Below are 20821 nucleotides of genomic sequence, written 5' to 3' on the forward strand. Positions count from 1 at the left end.
GGGAACGCCGGAAGCAAGTGCTCCCGACACCTTCGAAGCTACGGAAACGCGCAGGTCAGGGGATCGGATCCAGGGTGGACCACGGGTGGAACCATACGGCCCGTCGGCCTCCACCCACGGGTGGAGGGCCTGCCGACGCGTACGCCGGCAAGCCCTCCCGTCGGCCGAAGCCCGGCGCAGCGGCTACGCGTCGATCCGCGAGCGGTCCAGTGTCGCCGCCGAGCTGGAGATGAACTCCTTGCGGGGTGCCACGTCGTTGCCCATGAGCAGGTCGAAGACCTGTTCCGCGGCCTCCAGGTCGGAGAGGTTGATGCGGCGCAGGGTGCGGTGGCGCGGGTCCATCGTGGTCTCGGCCAGCTGGTCGGCGTCCATCTCGCCCAGACCCTTGTAGCGCTGGATGGAGTCCTTGTACCGGATGCCCTTGCTCTGGAACTCCATGAGCTTGTCACGCAGTTCGCGGTCCGAGTACGTGTAGACGTACTTGTCCTGGCCCTTCTTCGGCTGGACGATCTCGAGGCGGTGCAGCGGCGGCACCGCGGCGAAGACCCGGCCGGCCTCGACCATGGGCCGCATGTAGCGCTGGAACAACGTCAGGAGCAGGCAGCGGATGTGGGAGCCGTCCACATCGGCGTCGGTCATCATGATGATCTTGCCGTAGCGGGCCTGGTCGATGTCGAAGGTGCGGCCCGAGCCCGCTCCTATGACCTGGATGATCGCGCCGCACTCGGCGTTCTTGAGCATGTCGGTCACGGACGACCGCTGCACGTTGAGGATCTTGCCCCGGATCGGCAGCAGGGCCTGGAACTCGGAGTTCCGGGCCAGCTTGGCCGTACCGAGCGCGGAGTCGCCCTCGACGATGAACAGCTCGCTGCGGTCGACGTCGTCGCTGCGGCAGTCGGCAAGCTTGGCCGGCAGGGACGAGGACTCCAGGGCGGTCTTCCGCCGCTGGGCGTCCTTGTGCTGGCGGGCCGCGACACGCGTGCGGGCGGCGGCGACCACCTTCTCCATGATGACCCGGGCCTGGGCGGCGGCGTCCCGCTTGGTGGAGGTCAGGAACGCCTTCAGCTCCTTGGTGACCACGGTGTTCACGATGCGGCGGGCCGCCGAGGTGCCGAGAACCTCCTTGGTCTGGCCCTCGAACTGCGGCTCGGCCAGGCGCACGGTGACGACGGCCGTCAGGCCCTCCAGGGCGTCGTCCTTGACGATGTTGTCCTCGGCTACGCGCAGCAGCTTCTTGGCGCGCAGCACGTCGTTGAACACCCCCGTCACGGACTGCTCGAAGCCGGAGACGTGGGTGCCGCCCTTGGGGGTGGCGATGATGTTGACGAAGGACCGGAGGGTCGTGTCGTAGCCCGTGCCCCAGCGCAGCGCGATGTCCACGCCCAGCTCGCGGGTGACCTCGGTCGGGGTCATCTGGCCGTGCTCGTCCAGGACCGGGACGGTCTCCTTGAAGGTGCCCTTGCCCGCGAAGCGGAGGACGTCGCAGACCGGCTTGTCGTTCGCCAGGTACTCGCAGAACTCGCTGATGCCGCCGTCGAACCGGAAGGACTCCTCGCCCTTGCTGCCGCCCTCGCCGAGGCCGAACTCGTCGCGGACGACGATGGTCAGGCCCGGCACCAGGAACGCGGTCTGGCGAGCCCGCTGGTGCAGCGTCTCCAGGGTGAGCTTGGCGTCCTTCAGGAAGATCTGCCGGTCGGCCCAGTACCGCACGCGCGTGCCGGTGCGGGTCTTGGGGATCTTCTTGGTCTTGCGCATCCCGCTCTTGGCCTCGAACTTCGCGTCGGCGCCGTCCGCCGCGAAGGCGCCCGGCACGCCGCGCCGGAAGCTGATCGCATGCGTGTGTCCGCCGCGGTCCACCTCGACGTCGAGGCGCGCGGAGAGGGCGTTGACCACGGAGGCACCGACGCCGTGCAGGCCGCCGGAGGCGGCGTACGAGCCGCCACCGAACTTGCCGCCGGCGTGGAGCTTGGTCATGACGACCTCGACGCCGGACAGGCCGGTCTTGGGCTCCACGTCCACGGGGATGCCACGGCCGTTGTCCCGCACTTCCACGGAGCCGTCGTCGTGGAGGATCACGTCGATGTGGTCGCAGTAGCCGCCGAGGGCCTCGTCCACGGCGTTGTCGATGATCTCCCACAGGCAGTGCATGAGACCGCGGCTGTCGGTCGAGCCGATGTACATGCCCGGGCGCTTGCGCACGGCCTCAAGGCCCTCAAGGACGAGCAGGTGCCGCGCGGTGTAGTTGGAACCGTCCCGGTCTGCTCCTGCCAGCAGCGCTGTGGACGGCACGGACGTATCGGCGGTCACGCGGTTCGCTCCTCGCTGAATTTCAGGTGGCCCCCTTCTGGGTAAGGGGGGCGGCTTCGGTCGCCGCTCAGAGGGTACCGAGGCCTGGTAGAGCCGTTGTAACGCCACCCTCGTCGGGAAACTCAGACTAGTCCAGACTCGCATGCACGTTCGATCCCTCGATGGAGTGAAGTACACATCACGTTCCATTGGAGGCATGAACCATTTAGGCTCCGGGCACGTCCTCATGCACAACCGGCAACCCGGCCGGGAGGACCGAGACTGAAGACAGCGCGAAACCGTAAGCACACAAGAGACGCACTACGGCACATTCGCCGCCAACCGGCAGCAGACAGCCGCCTCGGAAGAAATTTTTCGAGGAAAGCCACGAGCGGGAACATTTTCTGGCTGGTTGGATGTTGACCCTGGTACGACAGCTCGTCGAGCTAGAGAAGAGGCGACGTGACTACTGTTCTGACCCCCGCGAGCCCGCTGACGGCCGCCGACCGCTGCGACCGCTGCGGCGCCCAGGCATACCTGCGCGTCGTCCTGGTGAGCGGCGGAGAACTGCTCTTCTGTGCCCACCACGGGCGCAAGTTCGAGCCGGAACTCAAGAAGATCGCCGCTGAGATACAGGACGAGACGGAGCGGCTGACCTCCGTTCCGAACTCCGTTTCCGAAGAAGAGCGCTGAATCTCGCACACCCGACGAGCCAGCCCCGGCACAGGCCGGAGCACGGGCGGTCGCTCCCTTGCAGGAGCGACCGCCCGTGCTCGTGTGCCCCCTGCGTAGCCCCTGTGTACCCCTGCGCCCCTCAGGAGCGCCTGAGGAGCCGCTGCGGCCCGCTCGCGGCCGGTTCCAGGGCACGTACGACCTCGGAGACCCGTGTGTAGACACCGGGGCTCCCGGGCCGCCCGCAGCCGCTCCCCCAGGACACCAGTCCGATCAGCCGTCCCCCGGCCACCAGAGGGCCGCCGCTGTCGCCCTGACAGGCGTCTGGTCCTCCGGCGGCCTCGCCGGCGCAGAGCATGGTGTCGGCGCGGTACGCGCCCTCCGGGCCGCCCGGGTAGGCACGGGCGCAGAGCTCGTCGCCCAGCACGTTCATGCGTGCCGCATGGAGCCGAAGCGCGTAGGCACCCCAGCCGGTCGTGTCACCCCACCCGGAGACCAGAGCCTCCGTCCCGGGCGCGTACGCCGCGTCCCCCGGCGCGGCCATGGTCACGACGGCGCTCTGCGGCAGCGGCTTGGCGAGCGTGAGGACGGCGAAGTCACCGGAGTTGGCCGTGGCGTCGTAGCGCGGGTTGACCCGGGCGTCCTGGACGGCGATCTCCTCGCCGTCGGCCGACAGCAGGTCCGTGCGGCCCGCGATGACCTTGAGGTCCCGCAGGCCGCTAGGCGGCGCTCCCAGGACGTCCTCGGCCAGACAGTGGGCCGCGGTGAGCACCGTGGTCCGCGCGATGGCCACGCCGCCGCAGAACTGCCCCGCCCGCGTACCCCCGAACCGGTCACGGCTGGCCAGCGCCACCGTCCACGGGGCCTGGGTGATGTCTATCGGAAACCCCCCGACCACCACACTGTCGGCGGCCACCGGAGCGGCGCCGGCCAGGGGTATGGCGGTCACTGCGGCCACCAGGGCCAGCGGCCGGATCAGCGTGCGGACTGCGGAACCACGCATACAGGACCTCACTCTCGGGCGGTGCTGGAACACCCAGAGTCATCCACGGCGCCGCCGCGCGCAGCACGAAGGCCCGGCCCCCGCGAGGGGAACCGGGCCTTCGGTGGCGTGGAGCCGCGACCTAGTCGAGGTAGTCGCGCAGCACCTGCGAACGCGACGGGTGGCGCAGCTTCGACATGGTCTTGGACTCGATCTGGCGGATGCGCTCACGCGTCACGCCGTACACCTTGCCGATCTCGTCCAGGGTCTTCGGCTGACCGTCGGTGAGGCCGAAGCGCATGGAGACGACGCCGGCCTCGCGCTCGGACAGGGTGTCCAGAACCGAGTGCAGCTGCTCCTGCAGAAGCGTGAAGCTGACGGCGTCGGCGGGAACGACGGCCTCGGAGTCCTCGATGAGGTCACCGAACTCGCTGTCGCCGTCCTCACCCAGCGGGGTGTGCAGCGAGATGGGCTCGCGGCCGTACTTCTGGACCTCGATGACCTTCTCCGGGGTCATGTCGAGCTCCTTGGCCAGCTCCTCCGGGGTGGGCTCGCGGCCCAGGTCCTGGAGCATCTGGCGCTGCACGCGCGCGAGCTTGTTGATGACCTCGACCATGTGCACCGGGATACGGATGGTGCGGGCCTGGTCGGCCATGGCGCGGGTGATCGCCTGACGGATCCACCAGGTGGCGTACGTGGAGAACTTGTAGCCCTTGGTGTAGTCGAACTTCTCGACCGCGCGGATCAGACCGAGGTTGCCCTCCTGGATGAGGTCCAGGAAGAGCATGCCGCGGCCGGTGTAGCGCTTGGCCAGCGAGACCACCAGACGGAGGTTGGCCTCCAGGAGGTGGTTCTTGGCGCGGCGGCCGTCCTCGGCGATGATCTCCAGCTCACGCTTCAGCTTCGGCGCGAGCTTGTCGGCGTTGGCCAGCTTGTCCTCGGCAAACAGACCCGCCTCGATGCGCTTGGCCAGCTCGACCTCCTGCTCGGCGTTGAGCAGGGGGACCTTGCCGATCTGCTTCAGGTAGTCCTTGACCGGGTCGGCGGTGGCACCCGCGGCGGCGACCTGCTGGGCGGGCGCGTCGTCCTCGTCCTCGTCGGACAGGACGAAGCCGGCGCTCTCGGCGCCCTCCGGCTCGTCGGCGGCCTTGGTGTCCTCGAGGACTTCTTCCTCGATGAGCTCGACGTCGTCCTTCTTGGCCGTGGTCTTCTTGGCGGCCGTCTTCTTCGCGACGGTCTTCTTCGCGACCGCCTTCTTGGCGGTCGTCTTCTTGGCCGCGGCCTTCCTGGCCGGTGCGGCTTCCTCGGCGGAATCGGCGGGGACGGAGGCGGCGGGCGCAGCCGGGGCGGACGTGGCGGCGGTGGCCTTACGGGTGGTCACCGTCTTCGCCGCGACCGTCTTGGTGGCGGTGCGCTTCGCCGGGCTCTTCGCTGCGACGCTCTTTCGGGTGCGCTTGGGCTCTGCGGCACTGACCATCAGCGTCACACCCTCTTCCTCAAGAATCTGGTTGAGGCTGCGCAGTACGTTCTTCCACTGAGTGGCCGGAATCTGGTCAGCTTCGAAGGCCCGACGCACATCGTCGCCGGCGATCTGCCCCTCAGCCTTTCCCCGCTCAATGAGCGCCATGACAGAGACGGACTCGGCGATCTCCGGCGGGAGCGTACGGGATGTGCTGGCCGACACGAACAACCTCTCGGAACGTTGGAAAACGGCTTCCGGCACCGTCCACTGCGGACAGGCGCCGACCACCGGCCTGGGGATTGGGCCGACGGCGCGGGCGGGGCCGGGGAGATCCACAGCGCCGTACATGGCGTCCGTATTCCCTCCGCGGCTGTCACCTCTTAGGTCATCGCGCTGTTTCCGCGAGCGTTACGCCCAATCTGCGTGGCCCGGGTCACACCCCGTAAGCGGCCAAAAACGGTCAGACACGGACGGAAGGCGACATCGAAGTGTCAACCCGGGCCGCTACGGCGACTTCGGCGACCTCGGCGGGCCGTTGCGGCGCCGGGCCCTGCCGGACCCTGTGTGATCCGGCAGGGCCCGGCGCCGCCACGGTAAGCCAGGAGGACACCGTGCGCCGACGACCGCCCCGCCGGCGGTGCGGGCCGGTGCTCGCCTCAATGTTCGCGCGGGGCGGGAACCACGCGCTCCACCTCGGGGTGGACGGTGAGCAGTTGCCGCATGGCGGACTCCGCCGCCGTACCGTCGCCGGTGCCGAGCGCGTCGACGATCCGCGCGTGCTGCGCGAGGGACGCTTCGTTCGGCCGGTCACAGCCCGTGACCGGGCCACCGGAGACCTGGAGGGCGGCCGACACGATGCCGGAGAGGTGCTCCAGCATGCGGTTGCCGGCGATCTGGATGAGCAGCGCGTGGAACTCGATGTCGGCGCGCGAGCAGGTCAGCGCGTCGCCCTGCGCCATGGCGTGGCTCATGATCTCGACCATGTCGCTGAGGCGCTGCTGCACCTCCTCGCGCCCGTGCCCGGCGGCGAGGCGGGCGGCGAGCGGCTCGATCGTCCAGCGCAGCTCGCTCAGCTCACGGCGCTGGTCGTCGCGCTGCGGCCCGAAGGCCCGCCACTCGATGATGTCCGGGTCGAGGAGGTTCCAGTCGCTGACGGGACGCACGCGCGTGCCGACGTTGGGGCGGGCGCTGACGAGGCCCTTGGCCTCCAGGACACGGAGGGACTCGCGGACGACGGTGCGCGAGACCTCGAAGCGCTGGCCGATCTCCTCGGGCACCAGCGGGCGGTCCGCGCCCAGGTCGCCGGAGACGATCATCTGCCCCAGCTGCTGGACGAGTTGGCCGTGCAGTCCGCGTCCGCGGCTGCCTGCGGCGCGCCGGCCGACGCGGCCCAGTTCGGGGTCCGCCCCTTCCCAGGCGGGCGGTCCGACGCGGTCGGCCACCGGGGCGTCCGCGTAGGGGTAACGGTCGAGTTCGCCCGGGCCGACCAGACCTGAGTCTGTGGAGCGGGCGGCGGTCATCATGGTGTGCGCAAGGGTACTCACGGATCCTTTGTCGGCGCCGCCTTCAACTCCCTTGAGGTCTTTGGTGAAAAGCACACGAAAGGGTGATCGCTCACCCCGTCGCAATTGACGCCTTATCGGAAAGAAATGGGCTTTAACCGGGGAGTTGTGCGCACGGCAGGACCGGAACCGTGCGGACGGTCGTCATCGGAACCTGGTTCGGAGCGCCGTGAGCAGATACGCGCACAGCAGTGCCGTGAGCGACAACGCCAGTGCACCGCCCACGGGTTGAGCGACGACCCGGGCTACGCCGAGCAGGTAGCGCTCGCCTCCGAAGGGCCACTGCAGCAGGAACACCTCCCTCATCCGCGCCGGGAATCCGGCCACCGTCCGCGCGGCAGGACCCTGCAGCGCCTTGTACAGGAGGGGTACGACGAGGACGGGTGCGGCCAGCACGGCGGCGAGCCCTGCCGTGGTGGACCGGAAGACACCGGCCGCGAGGACCCCGGACCATGCGCAGCCGACCATCAGCCCGAACCAACTCGCGCTCAGCGAAAGCCAGTCCGCGGGAACTAGTGTCAGCTCCCGTCCGTAGACGAGATAGAGCATTTCGGCGTCGCAGCCCACGGTGAGGAAGGCCAGCATCACGGCGGTGGCACCGGCGACGAGGAGTTTCGCGGTCAGCAGCCCCAGCCGGCGGGGCACGGTGCCGCGGTCCGCCGCCAGGGCGGGGTGGCGGAACTCGTCCCCGAAGGCCAGCGCACCGAGCAGTCCCGCCGCGAGCGCCGAGGGCGGCAGCGGCATCTGTCGCGGCCACGCCGCGAACAGCCGCGCCTGCGGGGTGTGGCCGATCCGGGCCAGGAGTACGGCGGTGAGCGCGGACACCACCAGCACGGCCCCGCAGGTGAGGAAGCCGACGCCGATGCCGGTGGCGCGCCGGAGTTCGTAGCGCAGAGGGCGCAGGGGGCTGCGGGCGGGGCGGACGGAGATGGGGGGCGGGAGAGCGGACAGGGTGTCGAGGGAACGGACCTCGTCGGGGGGCGCGGAGCGGTCGGGCCGCGGCCGGCGGCTGCCTGGGTCCCGGGCACCGGGAATGCCCGCTGTGGGAGTTCTCGTGGTGTCGGCGTGCGCCTCCGGGGCGAGGGAGACCTTGGTGCGTCCGGCGTCCAGGGTGGCCGCGGCGTCGGCGGACCCGACGCCGTCGGCATGCGCGAGCGCCTCGGCGGGGACAGGGTCGCCACCGTCGTCCGAGCCGTCCATGGCAGCGGAGTCGGCAACCTCGGAGGCCACGCCGTCGACTCCCTCGGTCGCGACGGCCGGCGTCTGGCCGCCCTCCGCCGGAGTGGCATCAGCGGCCTTGGCCGGATCCGGCCCGCGCTGGTGTCCGACGGCTTCCCCGGGCGATGCCGGTTCATCGTCGGAGACATGGGAACTCTGCGGCGACGCGCGACCGGGCGCGGCCGACATCTGGCCCGTCTCGGAGGGGCTCGGTGCGGCCTCTGGATCGGGCTCGGGTGACGAAGAGTCAGGCGACGCCGCCGGGGTCTGCGGAGCACCCCACTGCGCCGACGGCGAACCCGGCACCGCTGATGCGTGATCCGACGGCGCGGAGCCCGGCACGGGCTGGGTCTGGCTGGTCCCGAAGGGGCTCGCTGCGGACTGCTCGGGCCCGGCCGGCAGCGGCTCGCCCTCGGGACACCCGTCGCCGCCGGGGTCCGGTTCGGCGTCCGGCCCCATGTCGCCCACTTCGTCTGCCAGTTGATGGATGAGGATGCCGTGGCGGTACGCCGTCTCGCCGACGTCGGCGGTCGTCGTGCCGTACACGGAGAGGCGGTTGCCGTCCTCCCGTACGACTTCGACGGAGCGTTGGGCGGTGCGGGCCTCCTTGGTGAGCAGGGCCGCGAGGCGCGTGGCATGGGGGCTGCGGACGGCCACGCGCGGGCGCAGCCGGGTGCGGGCGAACCGCCGTGCCTCCTGGTCGGCGACGGTCCGGCCGTCGTCAAGGGTGACGACGTGGTCGGCGGCGCGCGCGGCCTCCTTGGAATCGGCGGTCGTGAAGAGCACCGTGCCGCCCTGGGCGGCGTGGGCCCGCAGCATGCCGTGCAGCCAAGCCGCCTCGCGGGCGGAGAGGCCGTGGGCGGGCTCGTCGAGGACGAGGGTGTGCGGGTCGGGCAGCAACGCGCAGGCCAGGCCCAGCCGGCGGTCCATGCCACGGGACAGTGTGCCGAGGCGCTCCTCGCGCAGGCTGACGAGGCCGACCACTTCGAGAACCTCGTCGGCCCGCCGGGCCGGAACCCCCGCCGCCGCGCTCAGCATGCGCAGGTGGCCGCGGACGGAGCGGGCTGGATGCCCGGGAACATCGCCGAGGAGCACGCCGACCTCCCGCGACGGGTGGGCGATCCGGTGCAGGGGCCGCCCCCTGAAGTACGTGATGCCGCGGCCCTGTTGGAGTTCGAGCATCAGTCTGAGCACCGTCGTCTTGCCCGCGCCCTGGCTTCCGAGGAGCACGGTGATTTGGCCGGCGCGCGCTTCGAAGGAGACGTCGTCCACGGCAGGCGGATGCGCCTTGCGGGGGTTGCTGGTCAGTCCGAAGGCCTGGATCACCTGCAGAAAGATAGCGCGTAATGTCCGGTTTTTTATGTATCACACCCTTTATCACAAAGATGTGCCTCAGACCTCCGGGCGCAGCATCGGCGGGTTGAGCAGGGTGGCACCGCCCGCCCGGAAGAGCTGCGCCGGCCGGCCGCCCTGACGGGTGGTCGTACCGCCCGTGGGGACGAGGAATCCGGGTGTCCCGGTGACCTTGCGGTGGAAGTTGCGCGGGTCGAGAGCCACGCCCCACACCGCCTCGTAGACCCGGCGCAGCTCACCCACGGTGAACTCGGGCGGGCAGAAGGCGGTGGCCAGCGAGGAGTACTCGATCTTGGACCGGGCCCGTTCGACGCCGTCCGCGAGGATCTGGGCGTGATCGAAGGCGAGGGGCGCGACGGGCTCGCCGTCACGGCCGTAGCCGCCCTGCTGGAGCAGTTCCTCGACCGGAGCCCAGCGGGCGTTGCTCGCGTCACCGCCCGCGCGGGGTGCGGGCAGGTCGGGGGCGAGGACGAGGTGAGCCACGCTGACCACGCGCATCCGCGGGTCCCGCTTGGGGTCGCCGTAGGTGGCCAGCTGTTCGAGATGGGCGCCGTTGTCCTGGGCCGGGGTCGCGGGATCGTGGACGCACAGCCCGGTCTCCTCCACCAGTTCCCGTGCCGCCGCCTGGGACAGGTCCTCGTCGGCCCGCACGAAGCCGCCGGGCAGTGCCCAGCGCCCCTGGAAGGGGGGCTCGCCCCTGCGCACCGCCAGCGCACACAGGGCATGGCGGCGTACGGTCAGCACGACCAGGTCCACGGTGACGGCGAAGGGCGGAAAGGCTGACGGGTCGTAGGGCATGCCGCGATCATAGTCGTCTGCCTGACGATAAACACCTCCTTCCTCGGTCACGCTCCCAATCGCAGATCGTCCGCCGCTTCCTCGACCATGGCCAGTCCCAGGCGGCTGATCCGCACCGTGAAGGGGACGCCCGAGATCCTCAGTCCGGTCAGGCCGAGCTCGCCGAGGGGCACGCTCCACGCCGGGCGCAGGGTGACCGTGCGGGCGGGGACGTCGGATGCCGGCGAGCGCGGTGAGCAGCAGGACGCGGAGGCCGCCGCGGTGGCGGCCGGCCGGCAGGCAGCCGGGTGCGGAAGGGGAACGGTCCCGGCGGAGCGCTGCTCTCCGGCGAACATCTCGGCAGCCGGTACCCGGAGTATTCCGCCGCCTCCAGCAGGCCCCGCAGCAGGCCGCCCGCCTCTCTCGCGGCCCGCGGCGCACAGTCCGGCGACGGCGACCGCGGTCGTGGACCCGTACGGCCCCGGTCCGGTGACCGAAGAGGCTGTGTCCCGCCTCCTTGGCCCCAGGCAGTCGCAGGGGGCGCAGGGCCGCGTTGCGGAAGGCGATGTGTTCGGTGCCGTCGGCATGGCGGGTGCGCTCGACGAGACGTCGGGGTCGGGGCCCGTCCCGGGGGAGGCGCTCAGCGTCCCCACGAAGCGGGCCCGGTCGGCCCCGGTCATCCCAGCCCGCACCGCCAGCGGTTCGCGTCCGGCCACGCAGACCTGACACCGTGACGACAGGGCCTAGGGAGCGACGCGCGCGGGCGGGTGCCCGGGGGGGCGGAGAAGGCGGAGTCGGCTGCTGATGCATGGGGTCGCTTGCGACCGACGGGACAAGGTCGTACGGCGGCACGGCCCATGCAGGCGTTCCGGCGCTCAGGTGAAAGGAAGGGGGCTCGTCGGGGTCACGCCTCGCTTCGGGGAAGCCGACCGAATCGCGGTCGGTCGGAGTGCGTCCGCCTCGGGTGCCTACTGGCCGCCCCCGGGCACGGTGTTGCCGGCCGTACCGTCGTCCGCGCCTGCCGCACGCCTGCGCGCGCCGCCTTTCCTCGCAGTGCCGCCTGTCCCCTCACCGCCGGGCCGCGAGTGGCCCGCCGCCGACGGCCGGGGGTGGGAGCCGCCCGACCGTCGCCGTCCGCCCTCGGTGGACCGCACGCGGCGACGGCGCCGGGAGCCGTCGTCCGGTCCCGGGGGTTCGACCCGCGCCGGTCCCCCGCGTTCCGCCCGCAGGCAGCGGCGGATCGCCTCGGGATCGAGCCCTTCGTTGCAAGCCTGATGGAGCAGTCGGGCGAAGAGGTAGTCGGGGTCCGCGCCCAGCGCCATCGCCAGGGCCTCCCGGGCCTCCAGTTCGTCCCCGGTCGACCAGGCGACCCAGCCCGCCAGGGTCAGCGGGGCGGCGGCGTGTTCCCCGTACGGCCCCACGCAGCGGCGAGCCAGGGCGCGCCAGAGCCGCAGGGCCGGGCCCGCCTCGTCGCCCTCCATCCACGCCGCCGCGCGGTCACGGGTCGTACGGTCCTGGAGCCCGAGGATCAGCGTGGCCGCCTCGTCGTGTCCGAGCAGGCCGTCGTCGCGCAGGTCCGCCGGGTGCGTACCGCACACCGGGGCTGCCGCGGCGAACCGGTGGATGATCCGCCCGGCGAGGTCGAGGGTCCGCTCCGCCACCTCCGCGCGGGTCGCGTCGTCCAGGATGCGCGGCACCAGGGCCAGGCCGGCCGCGTCGAGGGCGACCTCCTGCTCCAGGGCGGCCCGGGTCTCCCAGGGCAGCAGTCTGGCCCGCAACTCCCGCAGGGTGCCCCGTACTTGGATACCGGCGTAGGTGGCCGCCGCTGCCAGTACCGAGGTGCCGGGCAAGCCCATCGGTGAGCCGGCCTCGGGGCAGCAGTCCGCGGTCGGGCAGCAGTACGACCAGAAGCGGCCGTCCGAGATGCAGAGTGCCTCGATCACCGGCACATCGAGTTCGCCGCACTCGGTGCGCAGCAGGTGGGCGAGCGGCTGGAGCCGGCGCATGACGTCCGTGCCCGACTCCCCCGGTCCCGGTTCCCGGCAGACGTAGGCCACGATCTGCTCGGGCCGGGCACCTCGGCGCTCGCTGCCAGTGATCAGGCCGCGGACCAGCTGGCTCGCCGCGGCCTTCCAGTCCTCCTCGCCGGCGGGGATCCCGAGCCGGGCCCGGCCGCCGAACCTGCCCCGCCCTCCCCGGTCGTGGAGGGCGACCAGCACCATGCTGTCCTCGGGGCGGTAGCCGAGCAGATAGGGCAGGGCGTCGGCCAGCTCGGCCGGGGTGCGCAGGGTGACCGGGGTGGAGTGTCCCGCGATGTCGCCGTTTTCGGAGGGTCCTGTCGTTTCGCTGTGATTCGTCATGCACGGACGATCTCGCGGATCACGAGATTCCGCTTTGGCCTGTGGATAACTCGGACCAGGGACACGCCAAGAACGGGCCCCGCATACCGGGACGTGCCGCCGCCGTTCAGCGCGCGACCGGGACGCGGCTCAGCTTTTCGGGGTCGCGGATGGCGCGTACCGCGGTGATGCGGGGGCGGTCGCCGCGCAGATCGATGTCCGTGGTGACCACGGCGAAGACGCCTGCGCGGCGGAGCCGCGCAGCGGGACGCGCGGGGTCTTCGCGTGCCCGTTGCCGTCCGCCCACATCGTCACGTCGGAGGCCAGTACCGCCATGAGCGCCTCCACGTCGCCGTCGAGACAGGCGGCGATGAGGTTCAGCCCGCGGCGGCGAGCACCAGCGGGAGAACCTGCCCGCTGCCTGCCCGGCGAAGCAGACGGGCAGCGACCGCGAGCGTCCATCCGGAGTCGGTGTAGTCGTCCACGAGCAGGACGGGGCCGGGCGTACGCTCCAGCGCACCGGCCAGCTCCTCGCCGACGGCGAAGGCCCCGGACAACGTCCGCAGGCGTTGGGCGGAGTTGCTGCGGCGCGCCGCGTGCGCACCGTCCGGCCCGGTGTACGTCAGGGTGCCCAGGAAGGGGAGGCGGCCGACGGCCGCGATGCCCCGGGCGAGGGAGCCGACCAGTTCCGGACGGGCCAGGGACGGTACGGCGACGACTCCCGCCGGCCGGGCGGAGGCGTCCGGGACGTTCGCTGCCCAGCCGCCCGGTGAGCGCGCCCAGTCGGCGAGGACGGCGACCGCGGCCTCGAGCACCGCGTCGGGGACCGGCCCGTCGGCCGCGTTCTCGGCCAGCAGCGGGCGCAGGCGGTTTCCCCAGCCGATGTCCGACAGCCGGCCCAGGGCGCGCCCGGTGGCACACTGCTCGCCGGCCGGGATGCGGCCCTTGAGGTCGATGCCGAGCGCGGGCATCCCCGTGGGCCACATGCGGCGCGGCTCGACCTCGACGCCCGGGCGGTCCAGTTCCTTCGCCGCCCCCGTCAGCGCCTCGGCCGACACGGACGAACCGATCCACGGGCCCGCGCAGTTGTCGCACCGGCCGCACGGGACCGCGCCGTCGTCGTCCAGCTGCTGCCGCAGGAACTCCATCCGGCACCGGGACGTGCTCATGTAGTCGCGCATGGCCTCCTGCTCGGCGGCCCGCTGCCGCGCCACCCAGGCGTACCGCTCGGTGTCGTACCGCCAGGGCTGCCCAGTACTCTCCCAGCCGCCCTTGACCCGCCGCACGGCGCCGTCCACGTCGAGCACCTTGAGCATGGCCTCCAGCCGCGTGCGCCGCAGGTCCACCGCCGCCTCCAGGGCCGGCACGGACAGCGGGCGTCCCGCCCCGGCGAGGGCCGAGAGGGTCTGGCGCACCTGTTCCTCGGGCGGGAAGGCCGTGTCGGCGAAGTAGCGCCAGATGGCCTCGTCCTCCTTGCCCGGCAGCATCAGGACGTCGGCGTGCTCCACCCCGCGGCCCGCGCGGCCCACCTGCTGGTAGTAGGCGATCGGCGAGGACGGCGAGCCGAGATGGACCACGAAGCCCAGGTCCGGCTTGTCGAAGCCCATGCCGAGCGCGGACGTCGCGACCAGCGCCTTGACCCGGTTGGCCAGCAGATCCTCCTCGGCCTGCAGCCGGTCGGCGTTCTCCGTGCGGCCCGTGTAGGAGGCCACCGGGAAGCCGCGCTGGCGCAGGAAGGCGGTGGCCTCCTCGGCCGCGGCCACCGTCAGCGTGTAGATGATCCCGGACCCCGGCAGCTCGTCCAGGTGCTCGGCCAGCCAGGCCAGCCGGTGCGCGGCGTCCGGCAGCTGGACCACCCCCAGCCGCAGGCTCTCCCGCTCCAGCGTGCCGCGCAGCACCAGGGCCTCGCCGGCGCCGGTCCCCAGTTGCTCGGCCACGTCCGCGGTCACCCGCGCGTTGGCGGTCGCCGTGGTGGCCAGCACCGGAACGCCGGGGGCCAGTTCGGCGAGCATCGAGCGCAGCCGGCGGTAGTCGGGGCGGAAGTCGTGGCCCCAGTCGGAGATGCAGTGTGCCTCGTCGACCACGAGCAGACCGGTCGTGGCCGCGAGCCTGGGCAGCATGTTCTCGCGGAAGTCGACGGAATTGAGACGCTCCGGGCTGACGAGGAGGACGTCGGTCTCGCCGCGGTCGACCTCCTCGTGGATCGCGTCCCACTCCTCCGGGTTGGCCGAGTTGATGGTCCGCGCCCGGATGCCGGCCCGGGCAGCCGACTCGACCTGGTTGCGCATCAACGCCAGCAGCGGCGAGACGATCACCGTCGGGCCCGCGCCGCGCCGCCGCAGCAGAGCGGTGGCGACGAAGTACACCGCCGACTTGCCCCAGCCCGTGCGCTGCACCACCAGCGCGCGCCGCCGCTCCTCCACCAGTGCGGCCACCGCCCGCCACTGGTCCTCCCGCAGCCGCGCGGAACCCTCCGGAACGCCGACCAGCTCGGCGAGGACGGCATCGGCTTCGGCGCGCAGTTCCGGGGTGTCCATGCCCCCATGCAACCCGATTCCGAGGGCCGACGGCCAGTTCACTCAGCGTGACGACCGAGCCCGCGTCGCCGACGGCTCAGGGGTCAACCGCCGACTCTCAGGGTAGGGATATAAGCCACGCACCATCAGATAGCTGCCGGTGGCCCCAATTGCTCGTTGCCGCATTCCAGTTCGACAGGAAGAATTGAGGTCCGCTCCCCGCACGGCTCGTCCGCGGTCCGGCTGGGCTCTGCTGCGGTGCGCGGCCCCCCGAATCCGACCCCGCCCGCGATGTGGGCGCGTAGCCGAAGGGAGAACCGTGACCTTCGGATTCGCCTCGTCCTCGGCGGCCTCGTTGTCGACGTCCGCGTCCGCTGCTTCCGCCAGCCGCCTGCTCGAGCCCGCGGAGTGGGCCGCCGCCGGAATCCCGCTGCTGCGCAACCCCCGTGAGGTCGTCAGCGGGCTGCACGCCCGCCATCGCCCCGGGCCGTCCACCGTGATCGTGGCCGTCCTCGATCCGGAGGAACGGCTGTGCGCGAGTGCCTCGTTCACCCGCCGTTCCGCCCCGGCCGACGGCTGGATGTTCCGCAACGCGCTGCTGGCTCAACTGCGCCGGGTCATCCCGCACGACCTGCGCCGCCGCACTCCGGTGCGTACCGCCGTACTGCTGTACTGCCGGGAGGGCGACGGGCGTTGGACGGAGGAGGACGGCGCCTGGATGTGGGGGCTGCGCGACGCCTGCACGCTGCACGGGCTGCGCTGCGGGGCGTACATCACGCTGACCCATGAGGGGTGGCAGGTGCTCGGCGAGGGGCGTGGCGGACGGCGGCCGAACGCCCACTCGGAGCCGGAGCCTTTCGCCATGACGGAGGCCCCGCCGCTGCCGCCGCGCACCGGTGGCCCGGTCTCGGAGGTCCTGCGCCGCGCGGCGGCTCGCTGAAGAGCGCACTCCGGGGGCCGACGGCAGGTGCGCCCGGGAGCCTGCCGGAAGGCCGCCCCGTGCTGGGAACGGCCACCGTCAGTCAACCGGGCATGCCACGCCGGACATGCCAAAAGCCGCACCGAACCGATGCCGTCGGCGCGGCTCCTTCACCCCGGTGCCCCGGAGTGCCGGACGCGGCTCAGACGCCGGCGCCCAGCACCGAGTTGATCTGCTGCGGGTCGCCGCAGACGATCAGGAGGGCACCGGCCCGCTCGTGGGCCAGCGGAAGGGCACCGGCGGCAGCGGAGGCGGGACCGCCGTTGACGGCCACGACGACCACGGGCCGGGTCGCGGCGCGGGAGGCGATGGTGACGTCCGTGTAGAAGACGTCGTCGCCGGCGTCGTGCTGCGACCAGTAGGCGGCCTCGCCGAAGGACAGCTCGTGTTCGGCCCACGGATGCTGGGCACCCGTGGTGATCACGAGGACGTCGCCGGGGGCGCGGCCCGACTCCAGCAGGAGGTCCACGGCCTCCTCGGCGGCGTCGAGGGCGCCCTCGGCCGAGGCCGGGATCAGCTGGATCTGCGGGGTCGCCGCGGCCGGAGCGGACGGACCTGGAGTGACCGGAGCGGTATCACGCGGGGTGCGCTGCACCGGCGGCGTGGGCCGCGGGGGGCCCGGACGACCGGGGCGGGACGGAGCCGCGGGACGGGGGCCGGGTACGGGGCGGGGGGTCGGCGCGGTACGGCCACTGGCCGGAGCGACGCGGGGACCCTGGGCACTCTCGTGAATCTGAGGCTCCTCGGGAATGAGAGGCATGAGCTGATTTTTATCAAACATTGGAGCGGTGCGGATCACCGGGTGGCACATCAGTGCGAGCGGAAACGTCAGAAATCGAAGCCGAGCTGGCCCTCGATTACCGGAACGCTTCCGTCCGCCCCGCTGCGGACCTTCTTGAGGTGCCGCCACTGGGGCAGCGCATCAAGATACGCCCACGACAGTCGGTGGTACGGGGTGGGGCCCCGTTCCTCCAGTGCGGCCTTGTGCACGGGCGACGGATACCCGGCGTTGTCCGCAAACCCGAAGTCTGCATGGTCGACGCCTAGTTCGGCCATCATTTTGTCGCGCTGGACCTTGGCGATCACCGACGCCGCCGCGACGGCGATGCACGAGCGGTCGCCCTTGATCACCGTACGCACCTTCCAGGGGGCACCGAGGTAGTCGTGCTTCCCGTCGAGGATGACGGCGTCGGGGCGGACCGGCAGAGCGTCCAGAGCACGGACCGCGGCGAGCCGCAGGGCGGCCGTCATCCCCAGGTCGTCGATCTCCTCCGGGGAGGCGTGCCCCAGCGCGTAGGCCGTCACCCACGCCCGCAGGACCTCGGCCAGTTCCGTACGGCGCTTGACGGTCAGCAGCTTGGAATCGGTCAGCCCCTCGGGCGGGCGGCGGAGTCCGGTGACCGCGGCACAGACGGTGACGGGGCCGGCCCAGGCGCCGCGCCCCACCTCGTCGACACCGGCAATGACCTTCGCTCCGGTCGTGGCCCGCAGGGAGCGCTCGACGGTATGGGTAGGCGGTTCGTACGGCATGGCGCCCTTAGCGTACGCCGCCGGGATCCTCGTCCGACACTCCGGTTGCCGCCGATCGATCATCGCCTCGGGATCCCGATCGGGGCCTGTGCAAGATCACATTTGTGAACCCCTGCATGCACCACTGTCAGACGCCCGCGGGCACCCAGTCGGGCAGTCCCTCGGTCCGTTCCGCCCACTCGGTGGGCGGCACCCCGGCCTTGCCGGCAGCGAGGACGCCGCCGACGATCGCACACGTCGTGTCCACGTCGCCGCCCACCTGGGCGGTCGTCCAGAACGCCGTCTCGTAGTCACCGAGGGCGCGCGCGGCGGACCACAGGGCGAAGGGGACGGTGTCATGGGCGGTCGTACGGCGGCCACAGCCCAGGACGGCCGCCACGGTGCCCGCGTCGCCGTAGTCGAGCATGTCCCGGGCCCGGCGCAGCCCCTGGCCCACGGCGCTCTTCGGCACGAGGGCGACGACGCCGTCGAGGAGGGCCTCCGGGCTGGGCGGGCCGTCCGGCGAGCCGACCAGGGCCGCGGCGGCGGCGACGGCCATGGCTCCGACCACGGCCTCGCGGTGCTGGTGCGTGGGGTAGGCGGAGATCTCCGCCTGGTGGGTCGCCTGTTCCGGATCGTCCGCGTACCAGGCGCCCAGGGGCGCGATGCGCATCGCCGCGCCGTTGCCCCAGGAGCCCTGCCCGTTGAAGAGCCCGGCGGCCAGCTCGCGCCAGTCGCCGCCCTCCCGGACCAGGCGCAGCAGCCGGTTGACGGCGGGGCCGTAGCCCCGGTCGAAGTCGTGGTGCTCGGCGAAGGAGCGGGCCAGCGCGTCCTGGTCGATGCGGTGGTGGGCGGCGAGGACGGCCACGACGGAGCAGGCCATCTCGGTGTCGTCGGTCCACTGCCAGGGGCCGTCAGGCAGCCCGCGTCGCTTCAGCAGGGGGTAGTTCACCGGAACGAAGAACTGCGAGCCCAGCGCGTCCCCCACCGCTAGTCCGCGCAGGCTGGCCAGGGCGCGGTTCAGGCGCCCGAGAGAAGAGGAATCAGCGGTCATCGCCCTCCCACTCTATCCGGTGACCTAGTACGCCAGCGGTTCCCGCCAGCGATCGAAAGGCTTGTCCAGTGCATACTTCCCGTCCTCTCCGAGAACGAGCATCCGCAGCTCCGCGTTCCCGGGGTTCGACAGGGACTCGAATTCCGCGACCGACCAGTGGAACCAGCGCATGCAGAACAGCCGCATCGCGAGCCCGTGCGTCACCAGGAGCACGTTCGGCGGATGGTCGGGAGCCTCGAAGCTGCGGTACAGGCTCTCCAGGAAGCCGCCGACCCGGTCGTACACGTCGGCCCCGGACTCCCCCTGCGGGAAGCGGAAGAAGAAGTGCCCGTAGGCGTCCCGGTAGGCCTTCTGCAGGCGGACGTCGTCGCGCTCCTGCCAGTTCCCCCAGTCCTGCTCGCGCAGCCTCGGCTCCTCCCGCACCCGTATGAGGTCGGGGTCGAGCTGGAAGGCGCGCAGGGTCTCGTGCGTGCGACGGTACGGGGAGACGTACACGCTCACGCTCTCGCGACCGAAGAGCTCCCGGAGCTCCTTGCCGGTCTCCTCCGCCTGCTGCCAGCCGCGCTCGGTCAGGGCGAGTGCGTGGTCGGGTTCGCGTTCGTACACGGAGTCGTCGATGTTCCCGGTCGACTCGCCGTGCCGGACAAGGACGATGCGCCGTGGTCGTGCCATGCCGCAACCCTAGGTCGAGCGAGCGGCGGGAGAGCACTCGAAAGGGCCCTGTACGGCACAGGTCACACGTGGCGCGCGCCTCAGACCGTCCAGGACGGCTCCAGCTCCACGATGTCGCCCGAGAGGGCGGCCACGTCCGCCTCGGTCTGGGCGCGCAGGGCCAGGCGCTCCACGCGCTCGGTGCGGTACTTGCCGTGTTCAGCGGCCGACCGCCACATGGACAGAACCAGGAACTCCTGCTCGGGCGCCTCGGCGAACATGCCGCGGATCATGCCGGGCGAACCGGCCATCGCCGGGTTCCAGACCTTCTCCTGCATGAGCGTGAAGTGCTCGACGCGCTCCTCGTGGATCCGGCACAGGGCCACGCGGATCAGGTCGGTGTCGGTGAAGCGGGGCTCGAAGCCGGTCTTCACGTCGAAGCGGTACTCGAACAGCTTGGCCTGGAGGTCCTTGAACGTGCCGGACTGGGCCGCCGCGAGCCGGTCGTGGGAGCGGGCCATGAAGGAGTCGTAGAAGGCGCGGCTCTCCCAGAAGGCGAAGATGTGCGCCACTCCGGGCCGCTGACGGCTCCAGCCGCCGCCCTGTCCCCGAAACCCCGGCTCCCCCAGAAGCCCCGCCCATTTCCGCTGCCCCCGCTCGAAACCGCGGCGGTCCACCACGGTGCAGCGAATCCACTTGACCAGCACCGCGCCATCGTAAGGCCACCGGGCGTGGCACCGGTCACGCTCCGGCGGAGATCACCCGCGCATGCGCCCCCGCGCGCATGGCACGATGGGCAAGGAGCCCTGACTTCTGGGGAGTTGGGGAGCAGGCAATCTCAAAGGGGGAAGGGGAGGCGCGGTGAGCGACTTCAGCAAGGGGTTCGGCAAGATCGAGGTCGGGCTCCAGTGGGATCCCAGTCCGGCCGGCGAGCCACCCACCGATCTCGACATCGTCGCGGCGACGTTCACGGTGGACGACCCCTACGGCACGCCCGCCTACGTGGTGCACTTCGACAGCCGTTCGCCGGACGGCACGATCTTCCTGAACCGCGACAGCACGGACGGCAAGGGCTTCGGCTGGGACGAGGTCATGATGCTCGAACTCGACCGTCTGGACACCCGGTACGCGCGCGTGGTGGTGGGAGTCGCCATCCAGCAGCGTCCCGACCACAAGACGTTCTCCGAGGTACTGAATCCGGCCATGCGTGTCCGCAAGGACCGCTACACCGTGCTCGCCGAGGACGACTTCGCGTCGGTCCCCGAGGCGACGGCGGCGACGATCGCCACGTTCGCGCGGGACGAGTCCGGAGCGTGGAACTTCCAGGCCGGGGTCCACGGCTTCGACGAGGACCCGGTGGCCTTCACCCGGATCATGGGCCGGGCCCACCAGCCCTGACCCGGACGAGCCATGAGTAAGGGGCGCCGGCTCTTGCCGGCGCCCCTTACTTCAGGAACGGCG

General features: G+C 71.6%; 16 protein-coding genes and 1 pseudogene. 3 read left to right on the forward strand and 14 right to left on the reverse strand.

The window, feature by feature from the left end:
* Positions 1 to 183 precede the first annotated feature (183 nt).
* Positions 184 to 2307, reverse strand: a complete 2124-nt coding sequence (locus ACWD35_RS02300; RefSeq protein ID WP_451349227.1) for a DNA gyrase/topoisomerase IV subunit B — start codon at positions 2305 to 2307, stop codon at positions 184 to 186.
* A gap of 441 nt (positions 2308 to 2748) precedes the next feature.
* Between ACWD35_RS02300 and ACWD35_RS02305 the strand changes: the two genes are divergently transcribed.
* On the forward strand, positions 2749 to 2979 hold the full coding sequence (locus ACWD35_RS02305) for a DUF7455 domain-containing protein (protein WP_451349228.1): 231 nt from the start codon (positions 2749 to 2751) through the stop codon (positions 2977 to 2979).
* 121 nt (positions 2980 to 3100) lie between these two features.
* Here ACWD35_RS02305 and ACWD35_RS02310 read toward each other — a convergent pair whose 3' ends face one another.
* The 8 genes and pseudogenes from ACWD35_RS02310 to ACWD35_RS02345 all read right to left on the reverse strand — a co-directional run bounded on the left by ACWD35_RS02310 (position 3101) and on the right by ACWD35_RS02345 (position 15188).
* On the reverse strand, positions 3101 to 3961 hold the full coding sequence (locus ACWD35_RS02310; RefSeq protein ID WP_451349229.1) for a serine protease: 861 nt from the start codon (positions 3959 to 3961) through the stop codon (positions 3101 to 3103).
* Positions 3962 to 4082: 121 nt separating this feature from the next.
* A complete protein-coding gene (locus ACWD35_RS02315; RefSeq protein WP_451349230.1) occupies positions 4083 to 5624 on the reverse strand; it encodes an RNA polymerase sigma factor in 1542 nt (513 codons plus the stop codon).
* Between the two features lie 434 nt (positions 5625 to 6058).
* Positions 6059 to 6946, reverse strand: coding sequence for a FadR/GntR family transcriptional regulator (locus ACWD35_RS02320; protein ID WP_451349231.1), 888 nt, complete (start codon positions 6944 to 6946; stop codon positions 6059 to 6061).
* Positions 6947 to 7108: 162 nt separating this feature from the next.
* On the reverse strand, positions 7109 to 9508 hold the full coding sequence (locus tag ACWD35_RS02325; protein ID WP_451349232.1) for an ATP-binding cassette domain-containing protein: 2400 nt from the start codon (positions 9506 to 9508) through the stop codon (positions 7109 to 7111).
* A gap of 66 nt (positions 9509 to 9574) precedes the next feature.
* Positions 9575 to 10333, reverse strand: coding sequence for an NUDIX hydrolase (locus tag ACWD35_RS02330; protein WP_451349233.1), 759 nt, complete (start codon positions 10331 to 10333; stop codon positions 9575 to 9577).
* A gap of 47 nt (positions 10334 to 10380) precedes the next feature.
* Positions 10381 to 10849 (reverse strand): annotated as a pseudogene (locus ACWD35_RS02335) (glycogen debranching N-terminal domain-containing protein); the annotation flags it as partial.
* A 431-nt stretch (positions 10850 to 11280) separates the two neighbouring features.
* A complete protein-coding gene (locus ACWD35_RS02340; RefSeq protein ID WP_451349234.1) occupies positions 11281 to 12672 on the reverse strand; it encodes a DUF4192 domain-containing protein in 1392 nt (463 codons plus the stop codon).
* Between the two features lie 356 nt (positions 12673 to 13028).
* Complete coding sequence (locus ACWD35_RS02345; protein ID WP_451349235.1) at positions 13029 to 15188, reverse strand: RecQ family ATP-dependent DNA helicase; 2160 nt, start codon at positions 15186 to 15188, stop codon at positions 13029 to 13031.
* Between the two features lie 298 nt (positions 15189 to 15486).
* On the opposite strand from ACWD35_RS02345, the gene ACWD35_RS02350 reads away from it, so the two are divergent.
* Complete coding sequence (locus ACWD35_RS02350) at positions 15487 to 16107, forward strand: hypothetical protein (protein WP_451349236.1); 621 nt, start codon at positions 15487 to 15489, stop codon at positions 16105 to 16107.
* A gap of 181 nt (positions 16108 to 16288) precedes the next feature.
* Here ACWD35_RS02350 and ACWD35_RS02355 read toward each other — a convergent pair whose 3' ends face one another.
* The 5 genes from ACWD35_RS02355 to ACWD35_RS02375 form a co-directional block, all read right to left on the reverse strand.
* Complete coding sequence (locus ACWD35_RS02355; protein WP_451349237.1) at positions 16289 to 16906, reverse strand: hypothetical protein; 618 nt, start codon at positions 16904 to 16906, stop codon at positions 16289 to 16291.
* Between the two features lie 68 nt (positions 16907 to 16974).
* A complete protein-coding gene (locus ACWD35_RS02360) occupies positions 16975 to 17676 on the reverse strand; it encodes a ribonuclease HII (protein WP_451349238.1) in 702 nt (233 codons plus the stop codon).
* Positions 17677 to 17803: 127 nt separating this feature from the next.
* Positions 17804 to 18709, reverse strand: a complete 906-nt coding sequence (locus ACWD35_RS02365; protein ID WP_451349239.1) for an ADP-ribosylglycohydrolase family protein — start codon at positions 18707 to 18709, stop codon at positions 17804 to 17806.
* A 24-nt stretch (positions 18710 to 18733) separates the two neighbouring features.
* Entirely contained in the window at positions 18734 to 19381 is a 648-nt protein-coding gene (locus tag ACWD35_RS02370; RefSeq protein WP_451349240.1) for a histidine phosphatase family protein, read from the reverse strand.
* An 80-nt stretch (positions 19382 to 19461) separates the two neighbouring features.
* Complete coding sequence (locus ACWD35_RS02375) at positions 19462 to 20067, reverse strand: YdbC family protein (RefSeq protein ID WP_451349241.1); 606 nt, start codon at positions 20065 to 20067, stop codon at positions 19462 to 19464.
* 106 nt (positions 20068 to 20173) lie between these two features.
* On the opposite strand from ACWD35_RS02375, the gene ACWD35_RS02380 reads away from it, so the two are divergent.
* Positions 20174 to 20758 carry a TerD family protein gene (locus ACWD35_RS02380; protein WP_451349322.1) on the forward strand — a complete coding sequence of 195 codons (585 nt, stop codon included), beginning with the start codon at positions 20174 to 20176 and terminating at the stop codon, positions 20756 to 20758.
* The last annotated feature ends 63 nt before the right edge of the window (positions 20759 to 20821 follow it).

The organism is Streptomyces sp. NPDC002671 (genome assembly GCF_053592475.1).

What these genes read in the sequence shown, in the direction of transcription:
- ACWD35_RS02360 (WP_451349238.1), bottom strand. Translation starts at nt 17,676, where the DNA reads ATGCCGTACGAACCGCCTACCCATACCGTCGAGCGCTCCCTGCGGGCC.
- ACWD35_RS02330 (WP_451349233.1), bottom strand. Translation starts at nt 10,333, where the DNA reads ATGCCCTACGACCCGTCAGCCTTTCCGCCCTTCGCCGTCACCGTGGAC.
- ACWD35_RS02355 (WP_451349237.1), bottom strand. Translation starts at nt 16,906, where the DNA reads ATGCCTCTCATTCCCGAGGAGCCTCAGATTCACGAGAGTGCCCAGGGT.
- ACWD35_RS02345 (WP_451349235.1), bottom strand. Translation starts at nt 15,188, where the DNA reads ATGGACACCCCGGAACTGCGCGCCGAAGCCGATGCCGTCCTCGCCGAG.
- ACWD35_RS02310 (WP_451349229.1), bottom strand. Translation starts at nt 3,961, where the DNA reads ATGCGTGGTTCCGCAGTCCGCACGCTGATCCGGCCGCTGGCCCTGGTG.
- ACWD35_RS02340 (WP_451349234.1), bottom strand. Translation starts at nt 12,672, where the DNA reads ATGACGAATCACAGCGAAACGACAGGACCCTCCGAAAACGGCGACATC.
- ACWD35_RS02365 (WP_451349239.1), bottom strand. Translation starts at nt 18,709, where the DNA reads ATGACCGCTGATTCCTCTTCTCTCGGGCGCCTGAACCGCGCCCTGGCC.
- ACWD35_RS02370 (WP_451349240.1), bottom strand. Translation starts at nt 19,381, where the DNA reads ATGGCACGACCACGGCGCATCGTCCTTGTCCGGCACGGCGAGTCGACC.